Source organism: Ornithinimicrobium jinqii (assembly GCF_045032595.1).
In the GTDB taxonomy this organism is placed as follows: domain Bacteria; phylum Actinomycetota; class Actinomycetes; order Actinomycetales; family Dermatophilaceae; genus Ornithinicoccus.
The window spans coordinates 17652-38283 of sequence record NZ_JBJFZS010000004.1 but is presented as its reverse complement, the minus strand read 5'-3'; the positions used below and the strand labels follow the sequence as shown (position 1 = coordinate 38283).

Genomic DNA, 20632 nt, shown 5'->3' with positions numbered 1-20632 from the left:
CACTTCGCACCACACGGAGGGGCCTGAGGCGTCGGTGTCCTGTGCCAACGGGCGGGCACAACGCTGCGGTGCGACACAAAACCTCTGGTGAGAACGGGTATGGGGTCCGGCACGCAAGATCTCCTCCACCGCGCACCACCTGCCCTGATCTGCGCCTTTGGCCGGTGGGAGAGAACTAGGAAGGCACTTTCCCGCTCGGAGAGGAGCGAAGTGGAGTAAGGTGGGGCGCACTGGAGCAAGTAGGACCCGTCGAGCGAGCAAAGGGGGTGGTCCGAGTGCTGTTCCTCGGCACCTACACGCCCAAGCTCGACGACAAGGGCCGCATGTTCCTCCCCGCCAAGTTCCGCGAGCGGCTGGCCGGGGGGCTGGTCGTCACCCGCGGGCAGGAGCACTGCCTCTACGTCTACCCGCAGGCCGAGTTCGAGCGGATGGCCACCCAGTGGCAGAGCACCCCGACCTCGTCGCGGGCCGTCCGCGACTACCAGCGCGTCCTCCTCTCCGGCGCCTCCGACGAGGTGCCCGACAAGCAGGGCCGCGTGACGATCCCGCAGATCCTGCGCACCTACGCCGGCCTGTCGACCGAGTGCACGGTCATCGGGTCCGGCAACCACGTCGAGGTCTGGGACAGCGACGCGTGGACCACCTACCTCGCCCAGACCGAGGAGGCCTTCGCCCAGCAGTCGGAGGAGGTGGTGCCCGGACTGATGTGAGCCGCGCGCCCGAACCGCCCCCCTGTCCCTGGCCTCCCCCCGTCCATCGCGTTCCGACACGACTTCCCCGTGCCGGACCGCACCCGGAACCGGCACGACTTCCCCCGTGCCGGAGCCGACAGCTCCACCCGACACCCCTTCCCCGGTGCCGGGCGGACACCCCGCATGGACGGTGGGGGACCAGGGACAGGGACGCACCTCAGGACCGCGACACGCACCCGACCCGGGCCGCGCACCATGACCGACGAGACCGCACAGCCCTCCCAGACCCCCGGCGGGAGGCCCACCCGCGACCGGCACGTGCCGGTCATGCTCGAGCGCTGCGTCGAGCTGCTCGCCCCGGCTCTCCAGCGCGACGGCGCCGTCTTCGTCGACGGGACGCTCGGGATGGGCGGGCACACCGAGGCGGTGCTCGAGGCCTGCCCGGGGGCACGCGCGATCGGCATCGACCGCGACCCCCAGGCGCTCTCCCTCGCGGGTGGGCGCCTGGCCCGCTTCGGCGACCGGTTCACCGGCGTGCACGCCGTCAGCGACGACATCCCCGAGGTCCTGGCCGGTATGCAGCCTCCGCTGGCCCGCGCGGACGCGATCCTCTTCGACCTCGGCGTCTCCTCGCTGCAGCTGGACGAGGTGGAGCGCGGGTTCGCCTACCGGACCGACGCCCCGCTCGACATGCGCATGGACCAGACCACCGGGATGACAGCGGCGGACGTGCTCAACACCTATGAGGCGCGTGAGCTCGCGCAGGTGCTGCGCGACTTCGGCGAGGAGCGCTTCGCCCGGCAGATCGCCCGCGCGATCGTACGGCAGCGCGAGAAGGAGCCGTTCACCACCTCCGGCCCGCTCGTGCGGCTTCTCCACGACGTGGTGCCGGACGCCTCGCAGCGCACCGGCGGCCACCCGGCCAAGCGGACCTTCCAGGCGCTGCGCATCGAGGTCAACGCCGAGCTGAGCCTGTGGTCCGGCGCCCTGACGCAGGCGCTGCGCTCGCTCGCGGTCGGCGGACGGATCGTCGTGCTGTCCTACCACTCGCTCGAGGACCGGATCACCAAGCGCGGCCTCGCCGCCGGCGCGACCAGCACCGCGCCGCCCGGCTTCCCGGTCGAGCTGCCCGAGCACCAGCCCTGGCTGCGACTCCTCGTCAGGGGCGCCGAGCAGGCCGACGAGACCGAGACCGCGACCAACCCCCGGTCCGCCTCGGTACGCCTGCGTGCCGCCGAGCGGCTCCGCACCACGCCCGACCAAGAGCCCGACACCACGCCCCCCGCCCCCTCGCAGCCCGCACCGCAGCAGCCCGCCCCCCTCAGGGAGAAGTCATGAGCCAGATGACCGTGTCCGCCCGCCTCGGCCGTCCCTTCGGCACCGTCGCCCCGACGGCGCTCGTCCGCGCGCAGCGCCGCACGCGGGTCGTCGACGCCGCGCCGAGCAGCGGCCACGCCGTCTTCCGGCTGTTCTGCGCGATGGTCGTCGCGCTCGCCTTCACCGCCGTGCTCCTGCTCAACACCGTGCGGGCGGAGAACTCCTACGTGATGGCCCGGCTGCAGGCCGAGACCACGCAGCTGCACGACCAGAAGGTCACCCTCGAGTCGCAGCTGGCCGACCTGGAGTCGGCCGAGACGCTGGCCGCCGCCGCGCGCAAGCTCAAGATGGTCCCCTCGCCCTCGACCGCGACGCTGCGCCTGTCCGACGGGTCCCTCACCGGCGTGGCCTCCATGGTCGACGGCGGCCGGACGCTTACCGTGGAGCTGCCCTCCACGGGCGTGGCAGAGGACGACCCGACCGAGTGAGGCACCCGTGACCGCAGCGCGCACCCGGCGTCGCCCGCGCGGCGCCGTCCCCTCCGGGGTCGTGCACCCGCAGCGGCGCGTCCGCACCCTCCTGCTCGCCGTCCTCGTCGTCCTCAGCCTGTTCGGCGCCCAGCTCGTCCGCCTGCAGGGGCTGGACGCCGCCTCGGTGTCCGCGGCGGCGCTGGGGGAGCGCCTGGCCGTGAACGCCATCCCCGCCGAGCGCGGCACCATCACCGACGTCCACGGCGCCGCCCTCGCGGTGAGCACCGAGCGGCGCCGGATCGTCGCGGACCCGACGCTCGTCGAGGGCTACACGCTCAGGGACGAGGAGGGCGAGGTCGTGGGCGAGGGCTTCGCAGCCGCCGCGCAGGTCGTCTCCGAGGTCACCGGCGAGAAGGAGGCCGACGTCCTCGAGGCCCTGAGCGAGCCGCTGGGGGAGCAGTGGACCGTGCTCGTCGAGGACGCCTCGCCCCAGGAGTGGCAGGACCTGCGCAGCCGCAACGTGCGCGGCGTCTCCGCCGAGCCGCTCATGCGCCGCGACTACCCGCTCGGCGACGCGGCCGCCCCGCTCGTCGGCTGGGTCGGCTCGGGAGGCCTGCCCGCCGGCGGTCTCGAGCTCGTGCACCACGACGCCCTGACCGGCACCCCCGGCGAGGCGACCTACGAGGTCGGCGCCAACGGCGAGAAGATCTCCACCGGCCTCTACCGCGAGGAACCGGCCCAGCCCGGTGAGGACGTCCGCCTCTCGATCGACGCCGACCTGCAGTGGTACGCCTACGACGCCGTGCGCCAGCGGGTCAAGGAGGCCGGTGCCCTGTCCGGCTACGCGATGGTCGTGGACGTGCGGACGGGGCAGGTCGCGGCGCTGACCAGCTATCCCAGCTTCGACCCCTCCGACGAGGCGCAGGAGGCCGAGGAGATGCGCTTCGCCGCGGTGGAGGACGTCTACGAGCCCGGCTCGACCTCCAAGCTCATCACTGCCGCCGCCGCCCTGGAGGAGGGGCTGGTCGAGATCGACACGCCCATCGTCGTCCCGACGGGCATGTCACGCGGGGGGACCGCGTTCAAGGACGCCGAGCCACACCCGACGCTCCACCTCACCTTCGCCGGCGTGCTGGCCAGGTCCTCCAACATGGGCACGATCCTCTACGGCGAGAACCTCACCGACGAGCAGCTCCACGACTGGGCCCTGCGCTTCGGGATGGGCAGCTCCACCGGACTGGGCCTACCGGGCGAGTCCGCGGGCCTGGTGCCCGACCCCAGCATCTGGAGCGCCACCACCCGCTACACCGTGATGTACGGCCAGGGCATCGCGAGCACCCTCCTGCAGCAGGTCGCCGTCGTGCAGACCATCGCCAACGACGGCGTGCGCGTGCCGGCCTCCCTGGTCGCGGGGCAGCTCGACGAGGAGGGCCGCTACGTCGAGGCGCCGACCCCGGAGGGCACCCGCGTGGTGTCCGAGGAGACGGCCGAGACGCTGACCCAGATCATGTCGCAGGTCCCCGCCAGCGGAGGCACGGCGCCCCTGGCCGCCGTGGACGGCTACCACGTGGCCGGCAAGACCTCGACGGCCACCCGCATCGACCCGGAGACGGGCCGCTACACCGGCGGCGTGACCTCGAGCTTCATGGGCTTCGCCCCGGCGGACGACCCGCGGTATGTCGTGGCCATCGCCATCCAGCGCCCCACCCGCATCAGCGAGTTCGGCGGCATCATCGCCGGCCCGGTCTTCAGCAAGATCATGCGCTACGCCCTGATGAACGACGGCATCGAGCCGGCCGAGACGGCGCCGCCGACGGTGCCGCTCGACTTCGACCCGTCCGCACCGGCACCGGGTGAGGGTCCCGGTGTCACACTGGGGGACATCGCCATCAAGGACGAAGGGACCGCTGAGTGATCCCCCTGACCCTCCGCGAGATCGCGCAGGTGACCGGCGGTCGGGTCCACCCCGACACCCCGGAGGCGGGGTCGGTGACGATCACCGGCACCGTCGTCACGGACTCCCGCGAGGCCGGCCCGGGCAGCCTCTACGTCGCCCGGCGCGGCGACAGCGCCGACGGCCACGACTACGTCGGAGCGGCCGCCGCCCTCGGCGCCGCCGCTGCCCTGACCAACCGTGAGGTCGACGCGCTGCCGTGCGTCGTCGTCGACGAGGACCCTGAGCTGCTGTCGGAGCGACCCGACCGCCCCCCCTACGACGCCGTGACCAGAGCCTTCGCGGCCCTCGGCCGCGAGGTCGTCGACCGCTGCGACGCGCGCGGCGGCCTGCACACGGTGGCGATCACCGGGTCCTCCGGCAAGACCTCCACCAAGGACGTCATGGCGCAGGTGCTCGGCGAGATCGGCCCGACGCTGGCCCCCGAGGCCTCCTACAACTCCGAGGTCGGGGTGCCGCTCACCGTCTGCCGGCTCACCGAGGACACCGCCTACCTCGTCGCCGAGATGGGCGCCTCCGGGCCGGGCCACATCGCCCACCTCACCGAGGTCGCCCCGCCCCTCGTCGCGGTGGTGCTCAACGTCGGCACCGCCCACCTGGGCGAGTTCGGCTCCCGGGAGGCGATCGCCCAGGCCAAGGCCGAGCTCGTCCAGGCGCTGCCGGTCGGCGGGCTCGCGGTGCTCAACGCCGACGACCCGGCCGTGGCCGCGATGGCCGAGGAGGCGGAGGCCGTCGCCGCCCGCACGCTGCTGGTCGGCCGCTCCGCCCACGCCCAGCTGCGCGCCACCGACGTCCGCCTCGACGCCCGCGGCCGCCCGTCCTTCCTCCTCCACGCCCCCGGCGAGGGCGGCGCCGGGGTGCCGGTGACGCTCCGGCTGGTGGGGGAGCACCACGTCGGCAACGCGCTGGCGGTCGCCGCCGTGGCCCACGAGTGGGGTATGCCGTGGCCCGCCGTCGCGGACGCGCTCGGACGCGCGGAGCCCCGGTCGCGCGGTCGCATGGAGGTCACCGAGCGCCCCGACGGCGTGACGGTCGTCAACGACGCGTACAACGCCAACCCCGACTCGATGGGAGCGGCGTTGCGGGCGCTGGCCGCGATGCGGCGGGACGGCGGACGCACCATCGCCGTGGTGGGCGGCATGCTCGAGCTGGGTGCCGACAGCGACGCCGAGCACGGGGGCGTCGGCACGCTGGCCGCCGAGCTGGGTGTCGACCACCTGGTCACCGTGGGCGACCTCGCCGGTGCCGCCGGCACGGCATACCTCGCGGCAGGTGGGGGTGCCACCACGCACGTCGCGGACCGGCACGAGGCGCAGGAGCTGCTCACCGGGATGCTGCGGCGCGACGACGTCGTGCTGCTGAAGTCGAGCCGCGACTCGGGGCTACGCTTCCTCGGCGACGCGCTGGCCGACCCGACGGCCGTCGGGACCGCCCCCCAGGAGAGTGCCTAGATGGTCAACGTGCTGCTGGCCGGCTCCGTGGCGATGGTCGTCGCCCTCTTCGGCACCCCGTTGTTCATCCGCTTCCTCGTGCGGCGCGGCTACGGCCAGTTCATCCGCGACGACGGTCCGACGAGCCACCACACCAAGCGCGGCACGCCGACGATGGGCGGGGCGATCATCATCCTGGCCACGCTCGCCGGCTACGTGCTCTCGCACCTCCTGCTCATCTTGCTCGACCTGTCGGGTCTGCTGGAGGTCACGCACAGCAGGTTCACGATGAGCGCCATGCTCGTGCTCTTCCTCATCACTGGGCTGGGGTTCATCGGCTTCCTCGACGACTACACCAAGATCAACAAGCAACGCAGCCTGGGCCTGACGTCGCTGGAGAAGCTGGCCGGGCAGACGGCGATCGCCGTGGTCTTCGCGATCGCCGCCCTGCAGACGCCGGGCGACAGCACCCGCAGCCCCGCCTCGACGGCCATCTCGTTCGTGCGGGACACCAGCCTCGACCTGGCCGCGGCGGGGCCGGTGCTCGGGGTCCTCCTCTTCATCCTCTGGGCCAACGTCCTCATCGCCGGCGCGTCCAACGGGGTCAACCTCACCGACGGTCTCGACGGGCTGGCGACCGGCGCGAGCGTGATGGTCTTCGCCGCCTACTCGGTCATCGGCATCTGGCAGTACAACCAGAACTGCCAGCTCGCCCCCGGCCCCAACTGCTACGACGTCAGCGACGCGCTCGACCTGGCGGTCGTCGCATGCTCGGTGGCCGGCGCCTGCTTCGGCTTCCTGTGGTGGAACGCCTCACCCGCCAAGATCTTCATGGGCGACACCGGGTCGCTCGCGCTCGGCGGCGGCCTGGCCGGCCTGGCGATCACCACCCACACCGAGCTGCTGCTGGCCGTGCTGGGCGCGCTCTTCGTCATCATCACGCTGTCGGTCATCATCCAGGTCGCCGGGTTCAAGATGACCGGCAAAAGGGTGTTCCGGATGGCGCCGCTGCAGCACCACTTCGAGCTGCTGGGCTGGGCCGAGGTGACGATCGTCATCCGGTTCTGGATCGTCGCCGGGATCGGCGTGGCCGTGGGCCTGGGCCTGTTCTACGCCGAGTGGGTGGCCAACCTGTGACCGCGCCACTGGAGGAGCTGACCCACCGCGACGCCGACTGGGCCGGGCTGCGGGTGCTGGTGACGGGGCTCGGCGTGAGCGGCTTCGCCGCCGCCGACGCCCTGGTCCAGCACGAGGCGCGGGTGACGGTCGTCGACGCCGGCAACGGCAGCGAGCGGCAGACGACGCAGGCCGGGATCCTGGGGATCCTGGGCGCCGACGTGCGGCTGGGGCCCGAGCACGTCGCGGGGCTGCCCGACGACCTCGAGCGCGATCTCGACCTCGTCGTCACCTCGCCCGGCTGGCGGCCCGACCACCCCGTGCTCGCCGCGGCGCAGGCGCACGGCATACCCGTCTGGAGCGAGGTCGAGCTCGCATGGCGCCTGCGTCCCCGCGTCGGCGCGGCGCCGTGGCTCGTGGTGACCGGCACCAACGGCAAGACCACCACCGTGCAGCTGCTCGAGACGATCCTCACGAGCGCGGGGCTGCGGGCGGTCGCCGCCGGCAACGTCGGCCACCCGATCCTCGACGCCGTCCAGCACCCCGAGCCCTACGACGTCATCGCCGTCGAGCTGTCCAGCTTCCAGCTGCACTTCACGCACACCATGAGCCCGCTGGCCTCGGTCGTGCTCAACGTCGCCCCCGACCACCTCGACTGGCACGGGGGGCTGGAGGGGTACGCCGCGGCCAAGGCTCGCGTCTACGAGCGCACCCAGGTCGCGTGCGTCTACAACGCGCAGGACCCGCGCACCGAGCGGATGGTCGAGGAGGCGGACGTCGTCGAGGGCTGCCGCGCCGTCGGCTTCACCCTCGGCACGCCGGGCCGCTCGATGGTCGGGCTCGTCGAGGACGTGCTGGCCGACCGGGCGTTCGTGGAGGAGCGGGCCACGTCCGCCGCCGAGCTCGGCACGCTCGCCGACCTGTCGCTGGCTTCCGGCGGCGGGGGGGCGACCCCGCCGCCGCACCTGGTCGCCGACGCGCTCGCCGCGGCCGCCCTGGCCCGGGCCGCGGGGATCGCACCGGTGGCCGTGCGGGACGGGCTGCGGGCCTTCCGCACCGACGCCCACCGGACCACGGTCGTGGCCGAGCACGAGGGCGTGACCTGGGTCGACGACTCCAAGGCCACCAACCCGCACGCCGCGCTGGCGGCCCTGTCGGCCTACCCCGACATCGTGTGGGTCGCCGGGGGCCAGCTCAAGGGCGCGGCCGTCGACGAGCTCGTCGCACAGGTCTCCGACCGGCTGCGCGCGGTGGTCCTGCTCGGGCTCGACCGGCAGCTGATCGCCGACGCCGTGGCCCGACACGCCCCCGAGGTCCCCGTCCACGACGTCGGGGTCGCCGACCATGGGGACATGGACGCGCTGCAGGGGCTGATGGACGACGTGGTGGCGCTGTGCGCCGCCTCCGCCCGCCCCGGAGACGTCGTGCTGCTCTCGCCGGCCGCAGCCTCGCTCGACATGTTCCCCAGCTACGGCTCCCGCGGCGACGTCTTCGCGGACGCGGTGCGGCGGCGGCTCGGGACGGGTCCGGTGAGCGGCGCATGACCTCCATCACCCGCCACGCCGGGCTCGGCGGTCGCTCCTCGGCCCAGGACGAGGGCATGACCGTCGCCTCCGTGGGGGCGTGGCTGCGCTCGCCCGTCGCCCCCTACTACCTGACGCTCGTGTCCGCCATCGTGCTCACCGGCCTCGGGCTCGTCATGGTGCTGTCGGCCAGCAGCGTGCGCTCCTACCTCGACAGCGGCAGCTCCTACACCGTCTTCCTCGAGCAGGTCGCCTACGCCTCCATCGGCGTGGTGCTGGCCGTCGTCGGGTCCCGCCTGCCCCTGGTCTGGTGGAAGCGACTGGCCTGGCCCGGCATCTTCCTCGCCCTGGCGCTCCAGGCCGCCGTCTTCACCAGCCTCGGCGTGGAGTTCCAGGGCAACCGCAACTGGATCGAGATCGCCGGCAGGACCCTGCAGCCCTCGGAGTTCGGCAAGATCGCGCTCGTCGTCTTCGGCGCCACCGTGCTGGCGACCAAGCGGCGCGTCATGCACAAGATCGGGCACGCCACCGTGCCCCTGATCTTCCCGTTCGGGCTGGTGCTCGTCGGCCTGGTCATGCAGGGCAACGACCTCGGCACAGCGATGATCATGCTGGCGATCCTCGTCGGGCTGCTGTGGGCGGCCGGGCTGCCCGGGCGCTGGTTCCTCGGGGTCGGCGCGGTCGTCACCGCCGGCGTGGCCTACCTCGCCGCCGGCAGCGCCAACCGGATGGAGCGCATCCAGGTCTGGGTGGGCGGCATCTGCGAGAACCCGCACGTGCAGGGCTGCTTCCAGAAGGTCCACGCCGAGTACGCCCTCGCCGACGGCGGCTGGTGGGGCCTGGGCCTGGGGGAGTCCCGCGAGAAGTGGGGGCTGCTGCCCGAGCCGCACAACGACTTCATCCTGGCGATCATCGGCGAGGAGCTCGGCCTGCCCGGCTCGCTCGCGGTGCTCCTGCTCTTCGCGGTCCTGGCCTATGCCTGCTTCCGCATCGTCAGCCAGTCCGAGGACACCTTCGCCCGACTCGCCGCGGCCGGTCTCCTGGTCTGGTTCCTCGGCCAGGCGCTGCTCAACATCGGCTCGGTCATCGGGATGCTGCCGATCATCGGCGTCCCGCTCCCGCTGGTCTCCAGCGGCGGCTCGGCGCTGGTCTCCGCGCTGCTGGGGATCGGGCTGCTGCTGGCCCTGGCCCGCTCGCTGCCGGGCGCGACCGAGTCGCTGGCGGCCAAGCCGTCACGGCTGGGTCGGACGCTCGCCTCCGTGTCGACGCAGTCACGGCGCACCGCGACGAGCGCGTCGCGCGGTGGTGCGACCGGTGCGTCACGCCGCTCGGCGACCAGCACCTCGCGTGGCGGTGCGACCAGCACGTCGCGTCGTCGGCCCGTGGCGAAGAAGCCGGCCGCCAAGCCCTCGAGGACCCGATGACCGCCGGGGACACCGGCGCACCGTTGTCCGTGGTCCTGGCCGGGGGCGGGTCCGCCGGTCACGTCAACCCGCTGCTCGCCACCGCCGACGCGCTGCGACGCCGGGTGCCGGACGCCACGATCAGCGTGCTGGGCACCGCCGAGGGCCTGGAGCAGCGGCTCGTCCCCGACCGCGGCTACCCGCTCACCGTCGTCCCCAAGGTCCCGTTCCCGCGCCGCCCGGGTGCGGCGGCCGTGCGCTTCCCGGGGAGCCTGGGCCGGGCCGTCGGTGCCGCCCTCGCCGCGATCCGGGCCGTCGACGCCGACGTCGTCGTCGGCTTCGGGGGCTACGTCGCCACCCCCGCCTACCTCGCCGCCCGCCGCGCCGGCGTGCCGATCGTCATCCACGAGCAGAACGCGCGGCCCGGCCTGGCCAACCGCCTCGGCTCCCGCTTCACCCGCGCCGTCGCCACCACCTTCGCCAGCACCGCGCTGCCCGGCGCGAAGCGGGTCGGGATGCCGCTGCGCGCCGAGATCCGCGACCTCGACCGCGCCGCCGCCCGCCCCGAGGGCCTGACCCACTTCGGTCTCGCCGCCGACCGCCCGACGCTCCTCGTCTTCGGCGGGTCGCTCGGCGCCGCCCGCCTCAACGCAGCCTTCTCCGCAGCGGCCGCCGACCTCCTCGCCGCCGGGGTTCAGGTGCTGCACCTGACCGGTGCCGGGAAGGACGTCGACGCTCCCCAGACCTCCGCGACGGGCGCACGCTACGTCGCCCTGCCCTACACGGACCGTATGGAGCTCGCCTATGCCGTGGCCGACCTCGCGGTGTGCCGCGCGGGTGCCGGCACCGTCTGCGAGCTGGCTGCGGTCGGCCTGCCTGCCGTCTACGTGCCGCTGCCGATCGGCAACGGCGAGCAGCGGCTGAACGCCGCCGACCTCGTGGCGGCCGGTGGTGGGCTGGTGGCCGAGGACGCGCAGGTCGACGCCGGCTGGGTGCGCGGCACGGTGCTGCCGCTGGTCACGGACGCGGACCGGCTGGCCACCATGGCCGCCGCCGCGGCGGCCCACGGGGAGCGCGACGCCGACGACCAGCTCGTCGACCTGATCCTGGCCGCAGCGGGGCGGGCATGAACGCCGGCGTCAACGCCCGCTTCGACTTCACCGCCGAGGTCCCACCCGCCGACCAGCTCGGCGCCGTGCACTTCGTGGCCATCGGCGGCTCCGGCATGTCGGGCGTGGCGCGGCTGTTCCTGGCCCGCGGCATCGCGGTGTCCGGCTCCGACAGGGTGGACAGCACGACCCTGCGCGAGCTCGAGGCCGAGGGCGCGCGCGTCTTCGTCGGCCACGACGCGACGCACGTCGAGGGCGCCGACACGCTCGTCGTCTCCAGCGCCGTCCCGGAGAGCAACCCCGAGCTGGCGGCCGCGCGCGCGGTCGGGCTGCGGGTGCTGCACCGGGCACAGGGGATCGCGGCACTGCTCCACGGCCGCGACGCGATCGCCGTCGCCGGGGCCAACGGGAAGACGACGACCAGCGCGATGACGACCGTCGCCCTGCAGGCGGCGGGCGCCGACCCGGCCTATGTCGTCGGCGCGCCGCTGGCCGGCACCGGCACCAACGCCGCGCCCGGCGGGACGGACGGCCCGGTCGTCGTCGAGGCGGACGAGAGCGACGGCTCCTTCCTCGTCTACCGACCGCTCGTCGCAGTCGTCACCAACGTCCAGCCCGACCACCTCGACTTCTACGGCGACGTCGACGCCGTCGAGCGTGCCTACGCCGACTTCGCCCGCACCATCCGCCCCGGCGGGCTGCTCGTCACCAACGCCGACGACGCCGGCGCACTGCGGCTCGCCGAGCGGGCGCGCGACGAGGGCGTGCGCGTGGTGACGTGGGGGAGAGGGGGCGCCGACGTGCTGGTCTCGAACGCCAGGGGCGAGGGGATGACGACGCGCGCCAGCCTGACGTGGACCCGCACGCTCGGCTCCGTCGTCGAGGGGACCTCGGTCGAGCTGGTGCTCCCGGTGCCGGGCCTGCACAGCATCGACAACGCGACCGGAGCGGTGCTGGCCGCGACGGCCGGGCTGGGGCTCGAGCTCGGCCCGGTGCTCCAGGGGCTGGAGGCCTTCCCGGGAGCCCACCGCCGTTTCGAGCGGGTCGGCGCGGCCGGTGGTGTCGAGGTCGTCGACGACTACGCGCACAACGCGCCGAAGGTGGCCGCCGTCCTGCAGGCTGCCAGGTCCGCGGCCGCGGGACGCCGGCTGGTCGTCGCCTTCCAGCCGCACCTGTTCAGCCGCACGCGCGACTTCGCCGAGGGCTTCGCGGGCGGGCTGGCGGGAGCCGACGTCCTCGTGCTGCTGCCGGTCTACGGCGCGCGCGAGACGCAGGAGGACTTCCCGGAGGTGACGTCAGGCATGCTGGCTCAGCTGGTGCGCGGTGCTGCTGGGGAGACGCAGGTCCAGGTCGTTGACGACCTCGCGTCGGCGCCGCAGGTGCTGCGCGACCTGGTGCGTCCCGGCGACCTCGTCGTGACGGTGGGCGCCGGCGACGTCACCACTGTGGGTCCGCGGCTCCTCGAGCTGCTGGGAGAGGGGGAGGCGTGAGACTGCTTCCGAGAAGGCTGACCGACCGTTCCCGTCCGCCCCGCGGGTCGCGCCCGGGCACCATCCGCCGAGCCTTGCTGCTCTGGGGCCTGCTCCTGACGGCCTTCGCTGGTGGACTCGTCTTCCTGTTCTTCTACTCCGCGGCGTTCGTCGTCACGGAGACGCAGGTCGCGGGGGTCCAGGGCGAGGTCGCAGAGAGCGTCGAGGACCTGGCCGACATCCCGCGTGGACGTCCGCTCGGGCGTGTCTCTGAGAGCAAGGTCCGAGAGCGGGTCGTCGCGGGCGACAAGCGGGTCGCCGACGTGACGATCGACAAGACCTGGCCGTCGACGGTGACCTTCGAGGTGACGCTGCGCGAGCCGGCGCTGGCGCTGGTCCGCGGGAAGAAGACGTGGGTGGCCGACGCCAGTGGGGTGGTCTACGACCAGGTCGACAAGGCCTCCAACAAGCTTCCGCGTGTCGCGGTGAAGTCGAAGCCCGAGGACCTGTCGCAGGAGTCCGTGGTCGGTCTGGTCGAGCTCTGGCGACTGCGCCCGGACCCCGCCGACCTCGAGGGTGAGCTCGCCGCGCCGAGCCTGACCTCCGACGGCAGGGTGCTGCTGAGCATCGACCAGCTGACCGTCGAGTGGGGCACCCCGACCGAGGCCGAGAAGAAGTGGCAGGTCGTGCAGGCCCTCGTCGGCCAGGAGTCGGTGGACCCGCAGGGCGGGATCCCGCAGACCATCGACGTCAGCCTGCCCGACACACCCGTGGTCACCGGGCTCCCGCCCGCAGCCGGCTGAGCACCTCCTCCCCCGCGCTGCCGACCCACCGTCGAGCGGCCACTCTCCACCTGAGGTCGAGGTTCACGCTCAGGGGTGAATCGGGGCGGCCGACCTAGTATCGCGTGCAGAAGTCATCACGCACTTTGCTCTCGTCATCGAAAGGTTCCACCGTGTCCGCTGCGCAGAACTACCTGGCCGTCATCAAGGTCGTCGGCATCGGAGGTGGTGGCGTCAACGCCATCAACCGGATGATCGAGGTCGGCCTCAAGGGTGTCGAGTTCATCGCCATCAACACCGACGCGCAGGCGCTGCTGATGAGCGACGCCGACGTCAAGCTCGACGTGGGCCGGGAGCTCACCCGTGGCCTGGGTGCCGGCGCGGACCCCGAGGTCGGCCGTCGTGCGGCCGAGGACCACACCGAGGAGATCGAGGAGGCCCTGCGCGGCGCCGACATGGTCTTCGTCACCGCCGGCGAGGGCGGCGGCACCGGCACCGGTGGGGCGCCGGTCGTCGCGAAGATCGCGAAGTCGCTGGGCGCGCTGACGATCGGTGTCGTGACGCGTCCCTTCACCTTCGAGGGCCGCCGTCGTGCGAACCAGGCCGAGACCGGCATCGCCGGTCTGCGCGAGGAGGTCGACACCCTGATCGTCATCCCCAACGACCGGCTGCTGTCGATCTCGGACCGGTCGGTGAGCATGCTCGACGCCTTCCGCAGCGCCGACCAGGTGCTGCTCTCCGGCGTCCAGGGCATCACCGACCTCATCACCACCCCGGGCCTGATCAACCTCGACTTCGCCGACGTGAAGTCGGTCATGCAGGGTGCCGGCTCCGCGCTCATGGGCATCGGCTCCGCCCGCGGCGAGGACCGCGCGGTCCAGGCGGCCGAGCTGGCGATCTCCAGCCCCCTGCTCGAGGCCAGCATCGAGGGTGCGCACGGTGTGCTCCTGTCGGTCCAGGGTGGCTCGGACCTGGGTCTGTTCGAGATCAACGAGGCCGCCCGGCTGGTGCAGGAGGCCGCCCACCCCGAGGCCAACATCATCTTCGGTGCCGTGATCGACGACTCGCTCGGCGACGAGGTGCGCGTCACGGTCATCGCGGCCGGGTTCGACAGCGGTTCGCCCACCCAGCGCTCGGACGACCGTGCCCTCGGACAGGTGCAGGCCGGTGGCGGTTCGCGTCACCAGGGCGCCCAGCAGCCGCCCCAGGGTGGACAGCAGCGTCCGGTCGGGGCACCGCAGCAGCCGGGGCAGCAGGTCCCCGGTGGTGTGCCAGATGCTGCCCACCAGGCCAACGGCCAGCCCCAGCACGCGCACCCCCAGGGCGCGCACCCGCAGGGCGTGCCTGCCTCCGTGAACGGACATGCGGCACAGGGTCAGCCGCACGCCGCTCCGTCCCAGGCGCAGCAGCGTCCCGCACAGCCGCCGCGCCAGGTGACGTTCGAGGACGAGACCGACGACCTGGACGTGCCCGACTTCCTCAAGTGAGCTGGCGCTGACGACGGCCTGACCATCCACGTGTTCCGGTGGCGTGAGGACATCGAGCCCAGTGGCGCCTTCTACGGCGTCGAGTGGGTGTTCACGGACCGCCGAGGAGGATCCAGCCAGCCGCCGCACGACGAGTTCAACCTGGCCTCGCACGTGGGCGACCGCAGAGAGGCCGTCGAGATGAACCGGCACCGGTTGGCGCACGAGCTGGGGCTGCGTCTCGTGGATCTGCGGTTCATGGATCAGGTGCACGGGTGCGACGTCGCGGTGACCACAGATCCGACGGGTCTGGAGTCCGAGCACACCGACCGCTCGCCCTCGGTCGACGGGCTGATCTCGGGCCGGACCGACGAAGCGCTCGTCGTCCTGGTTGCCGACTGCACCCCGGTGCTGCTCCTCGACCGGACCGAGGGGCTGGTTGCTGTCGTGCACGCGGGCCGCCCCGGCATGGTCGGGGGGCTCGTGCCGGCGGTGATCGCCCGAATGCACGAGCTGGGTGCGCGCAACCTGGAGGCCGTCGTCGGGCCGTCGGTCTGCCCGCGCTGCTACGAGGTGCCGGAGGAGATGCGGTCCCAGGCGATGGAGGTCGAGCCGACCTCGGGCGCCGTGAGCTGGACCGGCACCCCGGCCGTCGACGTCGCGGGCGGGGTCGTCGCCCAGCTCGCCCGCGAGGGCGTGGCGCTGCGCTGGCTCCCCGGGTGCACGCGGGAGGACCCCGACCTCTACTCCTACCGTCGGGACGGCACCACCGGGCGCTTCGCCGGCGTGGTGCGGCTCCTGCCTCCTGAGCAGGTGGCCTGAGTGACGGACGCCCGTCGGCTGGAGCTGGAGACCAACCTCGTTCGGGTGCACGAGCGCATCGACGCCGCCTGCCGGGCGGCCGACCGCGACCCCGCCGAGGTCACGCTGGTGGCGATCACGAAGTTCTTCCCCGCCGCCGACGTCGTCACCCTCGTCGAGCTGGGCGTGCGGCACGTCGGGGAGAACCGGGACCAGGAGGCCGGGGCCAAGGTCGCCGAGCTGCCGGCGGAGGTCCGGTCCGTCCTCACCGTCCACTTCGTCGGTCAGCTCCAGACGAACAAGGCGCGGCACGTCGTGCGGTACGCCGACGTGGTCCAGTCCGCGGACCGCGACCGCCTGGTGGACGCGCTGGACCGGGGGGCCGGTGCCGCGCTGGAGACGGGCGAACGGCATACCCCCGTGTCCGTGACCGTCCAGGTCGATCTGGGGGAGGGGGAGGCACGCGGGCGAGGAGGGGCACTGCCGGACGAGGTCCCTGCCGTCGCCGAGCGGATCGCGTCCAGCGAGCACCTGAGGCTGCGCGGGGTGATGGCGGTGGCCCCGCTGGGCCTGGACGGCTCGGGCACGCGGGCAGCGTTCGACCGGCTCCTCGCACTCTCCCGACGGCTGAGGGGGGATCATCCTGGGGCGAGCTGGGTCTCGGCGGGCATGAGCGGGGACCTCGAAACTGCTGTGGCCAGTGGTGCGACACACCTGCGTGTCGGCACCGCAATCCTGGGACCACGGCGGTAGCGTCGGCAAGGACCGAACCACCACGGGCGCCAGACCCGTTCGCACCAAGGAGCTCGTCACATGGCCGGGGCACTGCGCAAGACGATGGAGTACCTCGGACTCGCCGAGTCCGACGAGCGTTTCGACGACTACGACGCCTACCCCGAGGACGCGTCTGCGGGTGACCGTGAGGCCGCCGCCCGCCAGGACGCCCCGGTGCGAGCGGTCCGCGACGAGGACGAGCGACCGCGTCAGGGTGCGGAGGTCGCCCAGCTGCCGCGCCGTACCCCGGTCTCGCAGGTCGTCAGGGAGCCGAAGATGAACGAGCTCAACCGCATCACCACGATCCACCCCCGGACCTACAACGAGGCCAAGAACATCGGCGAGGCTTTCCGCGCCGGGATCCCGGTCATCATCAACCTCACCGACATGGACGACGCCGACGCGAAGCGGTTGGTCGACTTCTCCGCCGGCCTCGCGTTCGGTCTCCGCGGGTCGATCGAGCGGGTCACCAGCAAGGTCTTCCTCCTCAGCCCTGAGCACGTCGTCGTCGACGGTGGCGCGCCCGGGGCGGCCAAGCCGGCGACGGGACCGTTCAACCAGAGCTGACGTAGGCTGCGCCTATGCTCGGCCAGCTGCTCTCCCTCGTCATCGGTCTCTATCTGGTCGTCCTCATCGGCCGCCTGGTCTTCGACTGGGTGCAGGTCTTCGCGCGCGACTGGAGGCCCCAGGGTCCGGTCCTGGTGCTGGCCAACGGGGTCTACACGCTGACCGACCCGCCCCTAAAGGCGCTACGGCGTGTCATCCCGCCGCTGCGGATCGGCAGCATCGCCCTCGACCTGGCCTTCATCATCCTCTTCGTGCTCGTCAGCCTGGCTCAGAGCTTCGCCGCGCGGCTGCCTTTCTGAGGCGTGCTGCTGGTGGTCTGACCGCTCGTCTCGTCGCTGTGACCAGCGTGCGAGCCGTGCGTTAGAGTGACCCCTGCACGTGCTCAACCGCACGTCATCGGGCATGCCCGCCGTGAGGACGGGGTCTGCTCGGTGACTTCCTGATCGAGGTGAAACACATGGCGCTGTCCCCCGAGGACGTCATCAAGAAGAGTTTCAGCGCGACGCACCTGCGTCGTGGGTATGACGAGACGCAGGTGGACGACTTCCTGGACGAGGTGGTTGTCGAGCTGCGGCGGTTGATCGCCGAGAACGACGGTCTCCGCACCGACCTCGAGGACTGCCGTGCCAGCCGGGGGATGGGTGGGGACGAGACGGAGTCCTACCGTCCCGCTGCGTTCGCCGACCAGGGTGGCCGTGTCGGTGAGCTGGAGGCCGAGCTGGAGGAGCTTCGGGCCCAGGTCGAGTCCGAGCGCGCCGTCGCGGCCACCGCTGCTGCCGCCGTGGGCGGAGGAGCCGTCGCTGCCGTGCCCGACGCCGACGTCGAGGACCTTCGCCGCCAGCTGGCCGAGTGCCACGAGGCGCGCGCCCAGGCCGAGGAGCGTGCCCAGGCCGCCGTGCGCGACCGTGACCAGGGGTCCACCGACTCCGACGGTCAGGTCGAGGACCTGCGGGCCCAGGTGCAGGCCGCCGAGGGCCGGGTGCGCGAGCTCGAGGCCCAGCTCGAGGACGCCGAGCAGCGTGCCGAGCAGGCTCAGCTGCGTGCGCAGGAGGTCGAGGAGAGGGCTTCTGCTGCACCGGCTGCCGCCCTGGCAGCGACCACCGTGCCAGGTGAGGACCCCACCTCGATCATCTCGCTGGCGCAGCGCCTGCACGACCAGCACGTCTCCGAGGGCGAGAGCACCAAGAGCCGTCTGGTCGGGGAGGCAGAGAGCTACCGCGACCGCGTGGTCGCCGACGCCGACGCCAAGAGCACCGAGCTGGTGCAGACGGGTCAGGAGACGCACGACCGGCTCGTCCACGAGGGTCAGACCACGCACGACGAGCTGGTGCAGACGGGTCAGGAGACCCACGACCGGCTCGTCGGCGAGGGCCAGGCCAAGCACGACGAGCTGGTGCAGACCGGTCAGCAGGCTCACGACGACCTCGTGTCCGAGGGCCAGCAGGAGCGCGAGCGACTGATCGGAGAGGGTGAGAGGACCCACGAGACGTTGGTCGGCGAGGGTCAGGGCACCCGGGACCAGCTCATCAGCGAGGCCGAGAACCAGCGCTCCACGATCCTGACCGACCTCCACCAGCAGCAGACGTCGCTGTCCGGTCGGATCGGTGAGCTGCAGACCCAGGAGATCGACCTGCGCGACCGGCTGCGGGCGTTCCTGTCCGACCAGCTGGCCAAGATCGACGGGGAGAAGAGCTGAGCTCTCCTCCCAGCACGATCAAGGGCGCCCCCGGCTTCGAGCCGGGGGCGCCCTTGTCTGTGGACGGTCGTTGTGCAGCAGCCCTGGGTGCTCTATCCTGCCCGCACTGCCCATTCCTGTCTCCGTGACGGGCCGGGGCCCATGAGCACCGCACAGAAGGGCACCTCGTGGCGAAGAGTGGGAGTAGTGGGGCGGTCAGCGCGCACACGGCGTTGAGCGTCCGGGAGGGGGAGGACCCCTGGACCAGCGAGGAGCTGGCCGAGGTCCGGGTCGAGCTCGATCTCGAGGCAGCGCGACTGACGGCTGAGGTCGACGAGGCTCAGCAGGACCTCGTGGAGCTGATGCGCAGCTACAGCGACGGCGCGGGCGACGACCAGGCCGACGCCGGTGCAGCGACGTGGGAGCGCGAGCACGAGCTGTCTCTGGCCAACAACCACAGGGAGCTGCTCGCCCAGACCCTGCACGCCCTGCAACGGATCGAGCACGGCAACTACGGGGACTGCGAGTCGTGCGGGACGCCCATCGGAAAGATGCGGCTCCAGGCCTTCCCCCGTGCGACCCTATGCATGACATGCAAGCAGAAGCAGGAACGCCGCTGACCCCCGCCCGACCCCGCCGCACGGTCGTCGTGCTGGGCCTCGCTGCCCTCTGGGTGGCCCTCGATCAGGCCACCAAGGTGTGGGCCGAACGGGCTCTGACGGACGGGTCCGTCCAGGTCTTCGGGGACCTGCTTCGCTTCCACCTGGTCTACAACTCCGGGGCGGCGTTCTCCATGGGCACCGGGTTCACCGGCGTCCTGACGACCGTCGCCAGCATCATCGTGGTCGTCATCGTGTGGCAGGCGTTCACGGTCCGCAGCCTCCCCTGGGCGGTCGCGCTCGGTCTCCTGCTGGGCGGGGCGGCCGGCAACCTCGTCGACCGCTACTTCCGCGACCCCGCTCCCGGCCTCGGGCACGTCGTCGACTTCATCCGGCTGCCCAACTTCCCGATCTTCAACGTCGCCGACATCGGCGTGACCACGGCGGCGGTCCTGATCGCCCTGCTGGCGCTGCGCGGCGAGCACCCCGACGGCTCCCGTGACGGGAACCCGGCAGAGGCTCGGCACGAGAACGACCACGCGGAGCAGAACCGGTGAGCGACGCCCGGATCTTCTCCGTCCCCGAGGGCCTGGAGGGCGAGCGGGTCGACGCCGCACTGGCGCGTCTGCTCGGACTCTCACGGTCCAAGGCGGCCGACCTGGCAGCGTCCGGTCACGTCACGCAGGACGGACGCGCTGTCGGCAAGTCGGACAGGGTCGTCGCGGGAAGCTGGATCGAGGTGGTGATGCCGCCCACCGACCCGCACCCCGGGCTCGAGGTGGTGGCCGAACCGGTCGAGGGCATGCGCATCGTCCACGACGACAGCGAGATCGTCGTCGTCGACAAGCCCGCCTTCGTCGCGGCACACCCGAGCGTCGGCTGGTCCGGGCCGACCGTCGTCGGCGGGCTGGCCGCGCAGGGGTACCGCATCTCGACGTCCGGCGCGCCGGAGCGACAGGGCATCGTCCAGCGTCTGGACGTCGGCACGTCCGGCCTCATGGTGGTGGCGAAGTCCGAGCGCGCCTACACGGTCCTCAAGCAGGCGTTCCGGGACCGGACGGTCGACAAGACCTATCACGCACTCGTGCAAGGGCTGCCCGACCCCCACGAGGGCACCATCGAGGCGCCTATCGGGCGGCACCCCGGGCACGACTACCGGTTCGCAGTGCGCACCGACGGTCGGCCCAGCGTCACCCACTACGAGCTGCTCGAGGCCTACCGCTCCGTCAGCCTCCTGCAGATTCACCTCGAGACCGGCAGGACCCACCAGATCCGCGTGCACTTCTCCGCGCTGCGCCACCCCTGCTGCGGCGACCTGACCTACGGAGCCGACCCCACGATCGCCAAGAAGCTGGGGCTGAAGCGGCAGTGGTTGCACGCGGTGAAGCTGGGGTTCACCCATCCGGGGAGCGGAGACCACGTCGAGTTCGAGTCGCCCTACCCCGGCGACCTGACGCTCGCGCTGGAGCGCCTCCGGGGTTGAGC

At 72.5% G+C, this 20632-nt stretch carries 20 protein-coding genes; all 20 read left to right on the top strand.

Annotation, left to right across the window (positions count from 1 at the left end; all coding sequences use genetic code 11):
• Positions 1-278: 278 nt before the first annotated feature.
• Positions 279-710, top strand: coding sequence for a division/cell wall cluster transcriptional repressor MraZ (mraZ, locus tag ACI3ET_RS01435; protein ID WP_405031282.1), 432 nt, complete (start codon positions 279-281; stop codon positions 708-710).
• A 237-nt stretch (positions 711-947) separates the two neighbouring features.
• On the top strand, positions 948-2030 hold the full coding sequence (gene rsmH / locus ACI3ET_RS01430) for a 16S rRNA (cytosine(1402)-N(4))-methyltransferase RsmH (RefSeq protein ID WP_405031164.1): 1083 nt from the start codon (positions 948-950) through the stop codon (positions 2028-2030).
• On the top strand, positions 2027-2497 hold the full coding sequence (ftsL, locus tag ACI3ET_RS01425) for a cell division protein FtsL (protein WP_405031162.1): 471 nt from the start codon (positions 2027-2029) through the stop codon (positions 2495-2497). The genes rsmH and ftsL overlap by 4 nt, the downstream gene beginning before the upstream one ends.
• Before the next feature lie 7 nt (positions 2498-2504).
• Complete coding sequence (locus ACI3ET_RS01420; protein ID WP_405031160.1) at positions 2505-4394, top strand: peptidoglycan D,D-transpeptidase FtsI family protein; 1890 nt, start codon at positions 2505-2507, stop codon at positions 4392-4394.
• On the top strand, positions 4391-5884 hold the full coding sequence (locus ACI3ET_RS01415) for a UDP-N-acetylmuramoyl-tripeptide--D-alanyl-D-alanine ligase (protein ID WP_405031159.1): 1494 nt from the start codon (positions 4391-4393) through the stop codon (positions 5882-5884). Before ACI3ET_RS01420 ends, ACI3ET_RS01415 begins: the two co-directional genes overlap by 4 nt.
• Complete coding sequence (gene mraY, locus ACI3ET_RS01410) at positions 5885-7000, top strand: phospho-N-acetylmuramoyl-pentapeptide-transferase (protein WP_405031157.1); 1116 nt, start codon at positions 5885-5887, stop codon at positions 6998-7000.
• Positions 6997-8523: a UDP-N-acetylmuramoyl-L-alanine--D-glutamate ligase gene (gene murD, locus ACI3ET_RS01405; RefSeq protein ID WP_405031156.1), complete on the top strand. Its 1527-nt coding sequence runs from the start codon at positions 6997-6999 to the stop codon at positions 8521-8523. Before mraY ends, murD begins: the two co-directional genes overlap by 4 nt.
• Positions 8520-9926 (top strand): putative lipid II flippase FtsW, encoded by a 1407-nt coding sequence (ftsW, locus tag ACI3ET_RS01400; protein WP_405031154.1) that lies wholly within the window; start codon positions 8520-8522, stop codon positions 9924-9926. The genes murD and ftsW overlap by 4 nt, the downstream gene beginning before the upstream one ends.
• On the top strand, positions 9923-11035 hold the full coding sequence (gene murG, locus ACI3ET_RS01395; RefSeq protein ID WP_405031152.1) for an undecaprenyldiphospho-muramoylpentapeptide beta-N-acetylglucosaminyltransferase: 1113 nt from the start codon (positions 9923-9925) through the stop codon (positions 11033-11035). Before ftsW ends, murG begins: the two co-directional genes overlap by 4 nt.
• A complete protein-coding gene (gene murC, locus ACI3ET_RS01390; protein ID WP_405031150.1) occupies positions 11032-12504 on the top strand; it encodes a UDP-N-acetylmuramate--L-alanine ligase in 1473 nt (490 codons plus the stop codon). The genes murG and murC overlap by 4 nt, the downstream gene beginning before the upstream one ends.
• 74 nt (positions 12505-12578) lie before the next feature.
• On the top strand, positions 12579-13286 hold the full coding sequence (locus ACI3ET_RS01385; protein WP_405031149.1) for a cell division protein FtsQ/DivIB: 708 nt from the start codon (positions 12579-12581) through the stop codon (positions 13284-13286).
• Positions 13287-13438: 152 nt separating this feature from the next.
• Positions 13439-14752 (top strand): cell division protein FtsZ, encoded by a 1314-nt coding sequence (ftsZ, locus tag ACI3ET_RS01380; RefSeq protein WP_405031147.1) that lies wholly within the window; start codon positions 13439-13441, stop codon positions 14750-14752.
• A gap of 30 nt (positions 14753-14782) precedes the next feature.
• The gene (locus ACI3ET_RS01375) at positions 14783-15553 is read left to right on the top strand and encodes a purine nucleoside phosphorylase YfiH/LACC1 family protein (protein WP_405031146.1); all 771 of its coding nucleotides are present in this window, start codon (positions 14783-14785) and stop codon (positions 15551-15553) included.
• Positions 15554-16285: a YggS family pyridoxal phosphate-dependent enzyme gene (locus ACI3ET_RS01370; protein WP_405031145.1), complete on the top strand. Its 732-nt coding sequence runs from the start codon at positions 15554-15556 to the stop codon at positions 16283-16285.
• A gap of 60 nt (positions 16286-16345) precedes the next feature.
• Positions 16346-16873, top strand: a complete 528-nt coding sequence (locus tag ACI3ET_RS01365; RefSeq protein ID WP_405031143.1) for a cell division protein SepF — start codon at positions 16346-16348, stop codon at positions 16871-16873.
• 14 nt (positions 16874-16887) lie between these two features.
• Entirely contained in the window at positions 16888-17172 is a 285-nt protein-coding gene (locus ACI3ET_RS01360; protein ID WP_405031141.1) for a YggT family protein, read from the top strand.
• A 158-nt stretch (positions 17173-17330) separates the two neighbouring features.
• Complete coding sequence (locus tag ACI3ET_RS01355) at positions 17331-18569, top strand: DivIVA domain-containing protein (protein WP_405031139.1); 1239 nt, start codon at positions 17331-17333, stop codon at positions 18567-18569.
• A gap of 212 nt (positions 18570-18781) precedes the next feature.
• Complete coding sequence (locus ACI3ET_RS01350; protein ID WP_405031138.1) at positions 18782-19168, top strand: TraR/DksA family transcriptional regulator; 387 nt, start codon at positions 18782-18784, stop codon at positions 19166-19168.
• Positions 19141-19704 carry a signal peptidase II gene (lspA, locus tag ACI3ET_RS01345; protein WP_405031136.1) on the top strand — a complete coding sequence of 188 codons (564 nt, stop codon included), beginning with the start codon at positions 19141-19143 and terminating at the stop codon, positions 19702-19704. Before ACI3ET_RS01350 ends, lspA begins: the two co-directional genes overlap by 28 nt.
• Positions 19701-20630 carry an RluA family pseudouridine synthase gene (locus ACI3ET_RS01340; RefSeq protein WP_405031135.1) on the top strand — a complete coding sequence of 310 codons (930 nt, stop codon included), beginning with the start codon at positions 19701-19703 and terminating at the stop codon, positions 20628-20630. Before lspA ends, ACI3ET_RS01340 begins: the two co-directional genes overlap by 4 nt.
• The last annotated feature ends 2 nt before the right edge of the window (positions 20631-20632 follow it).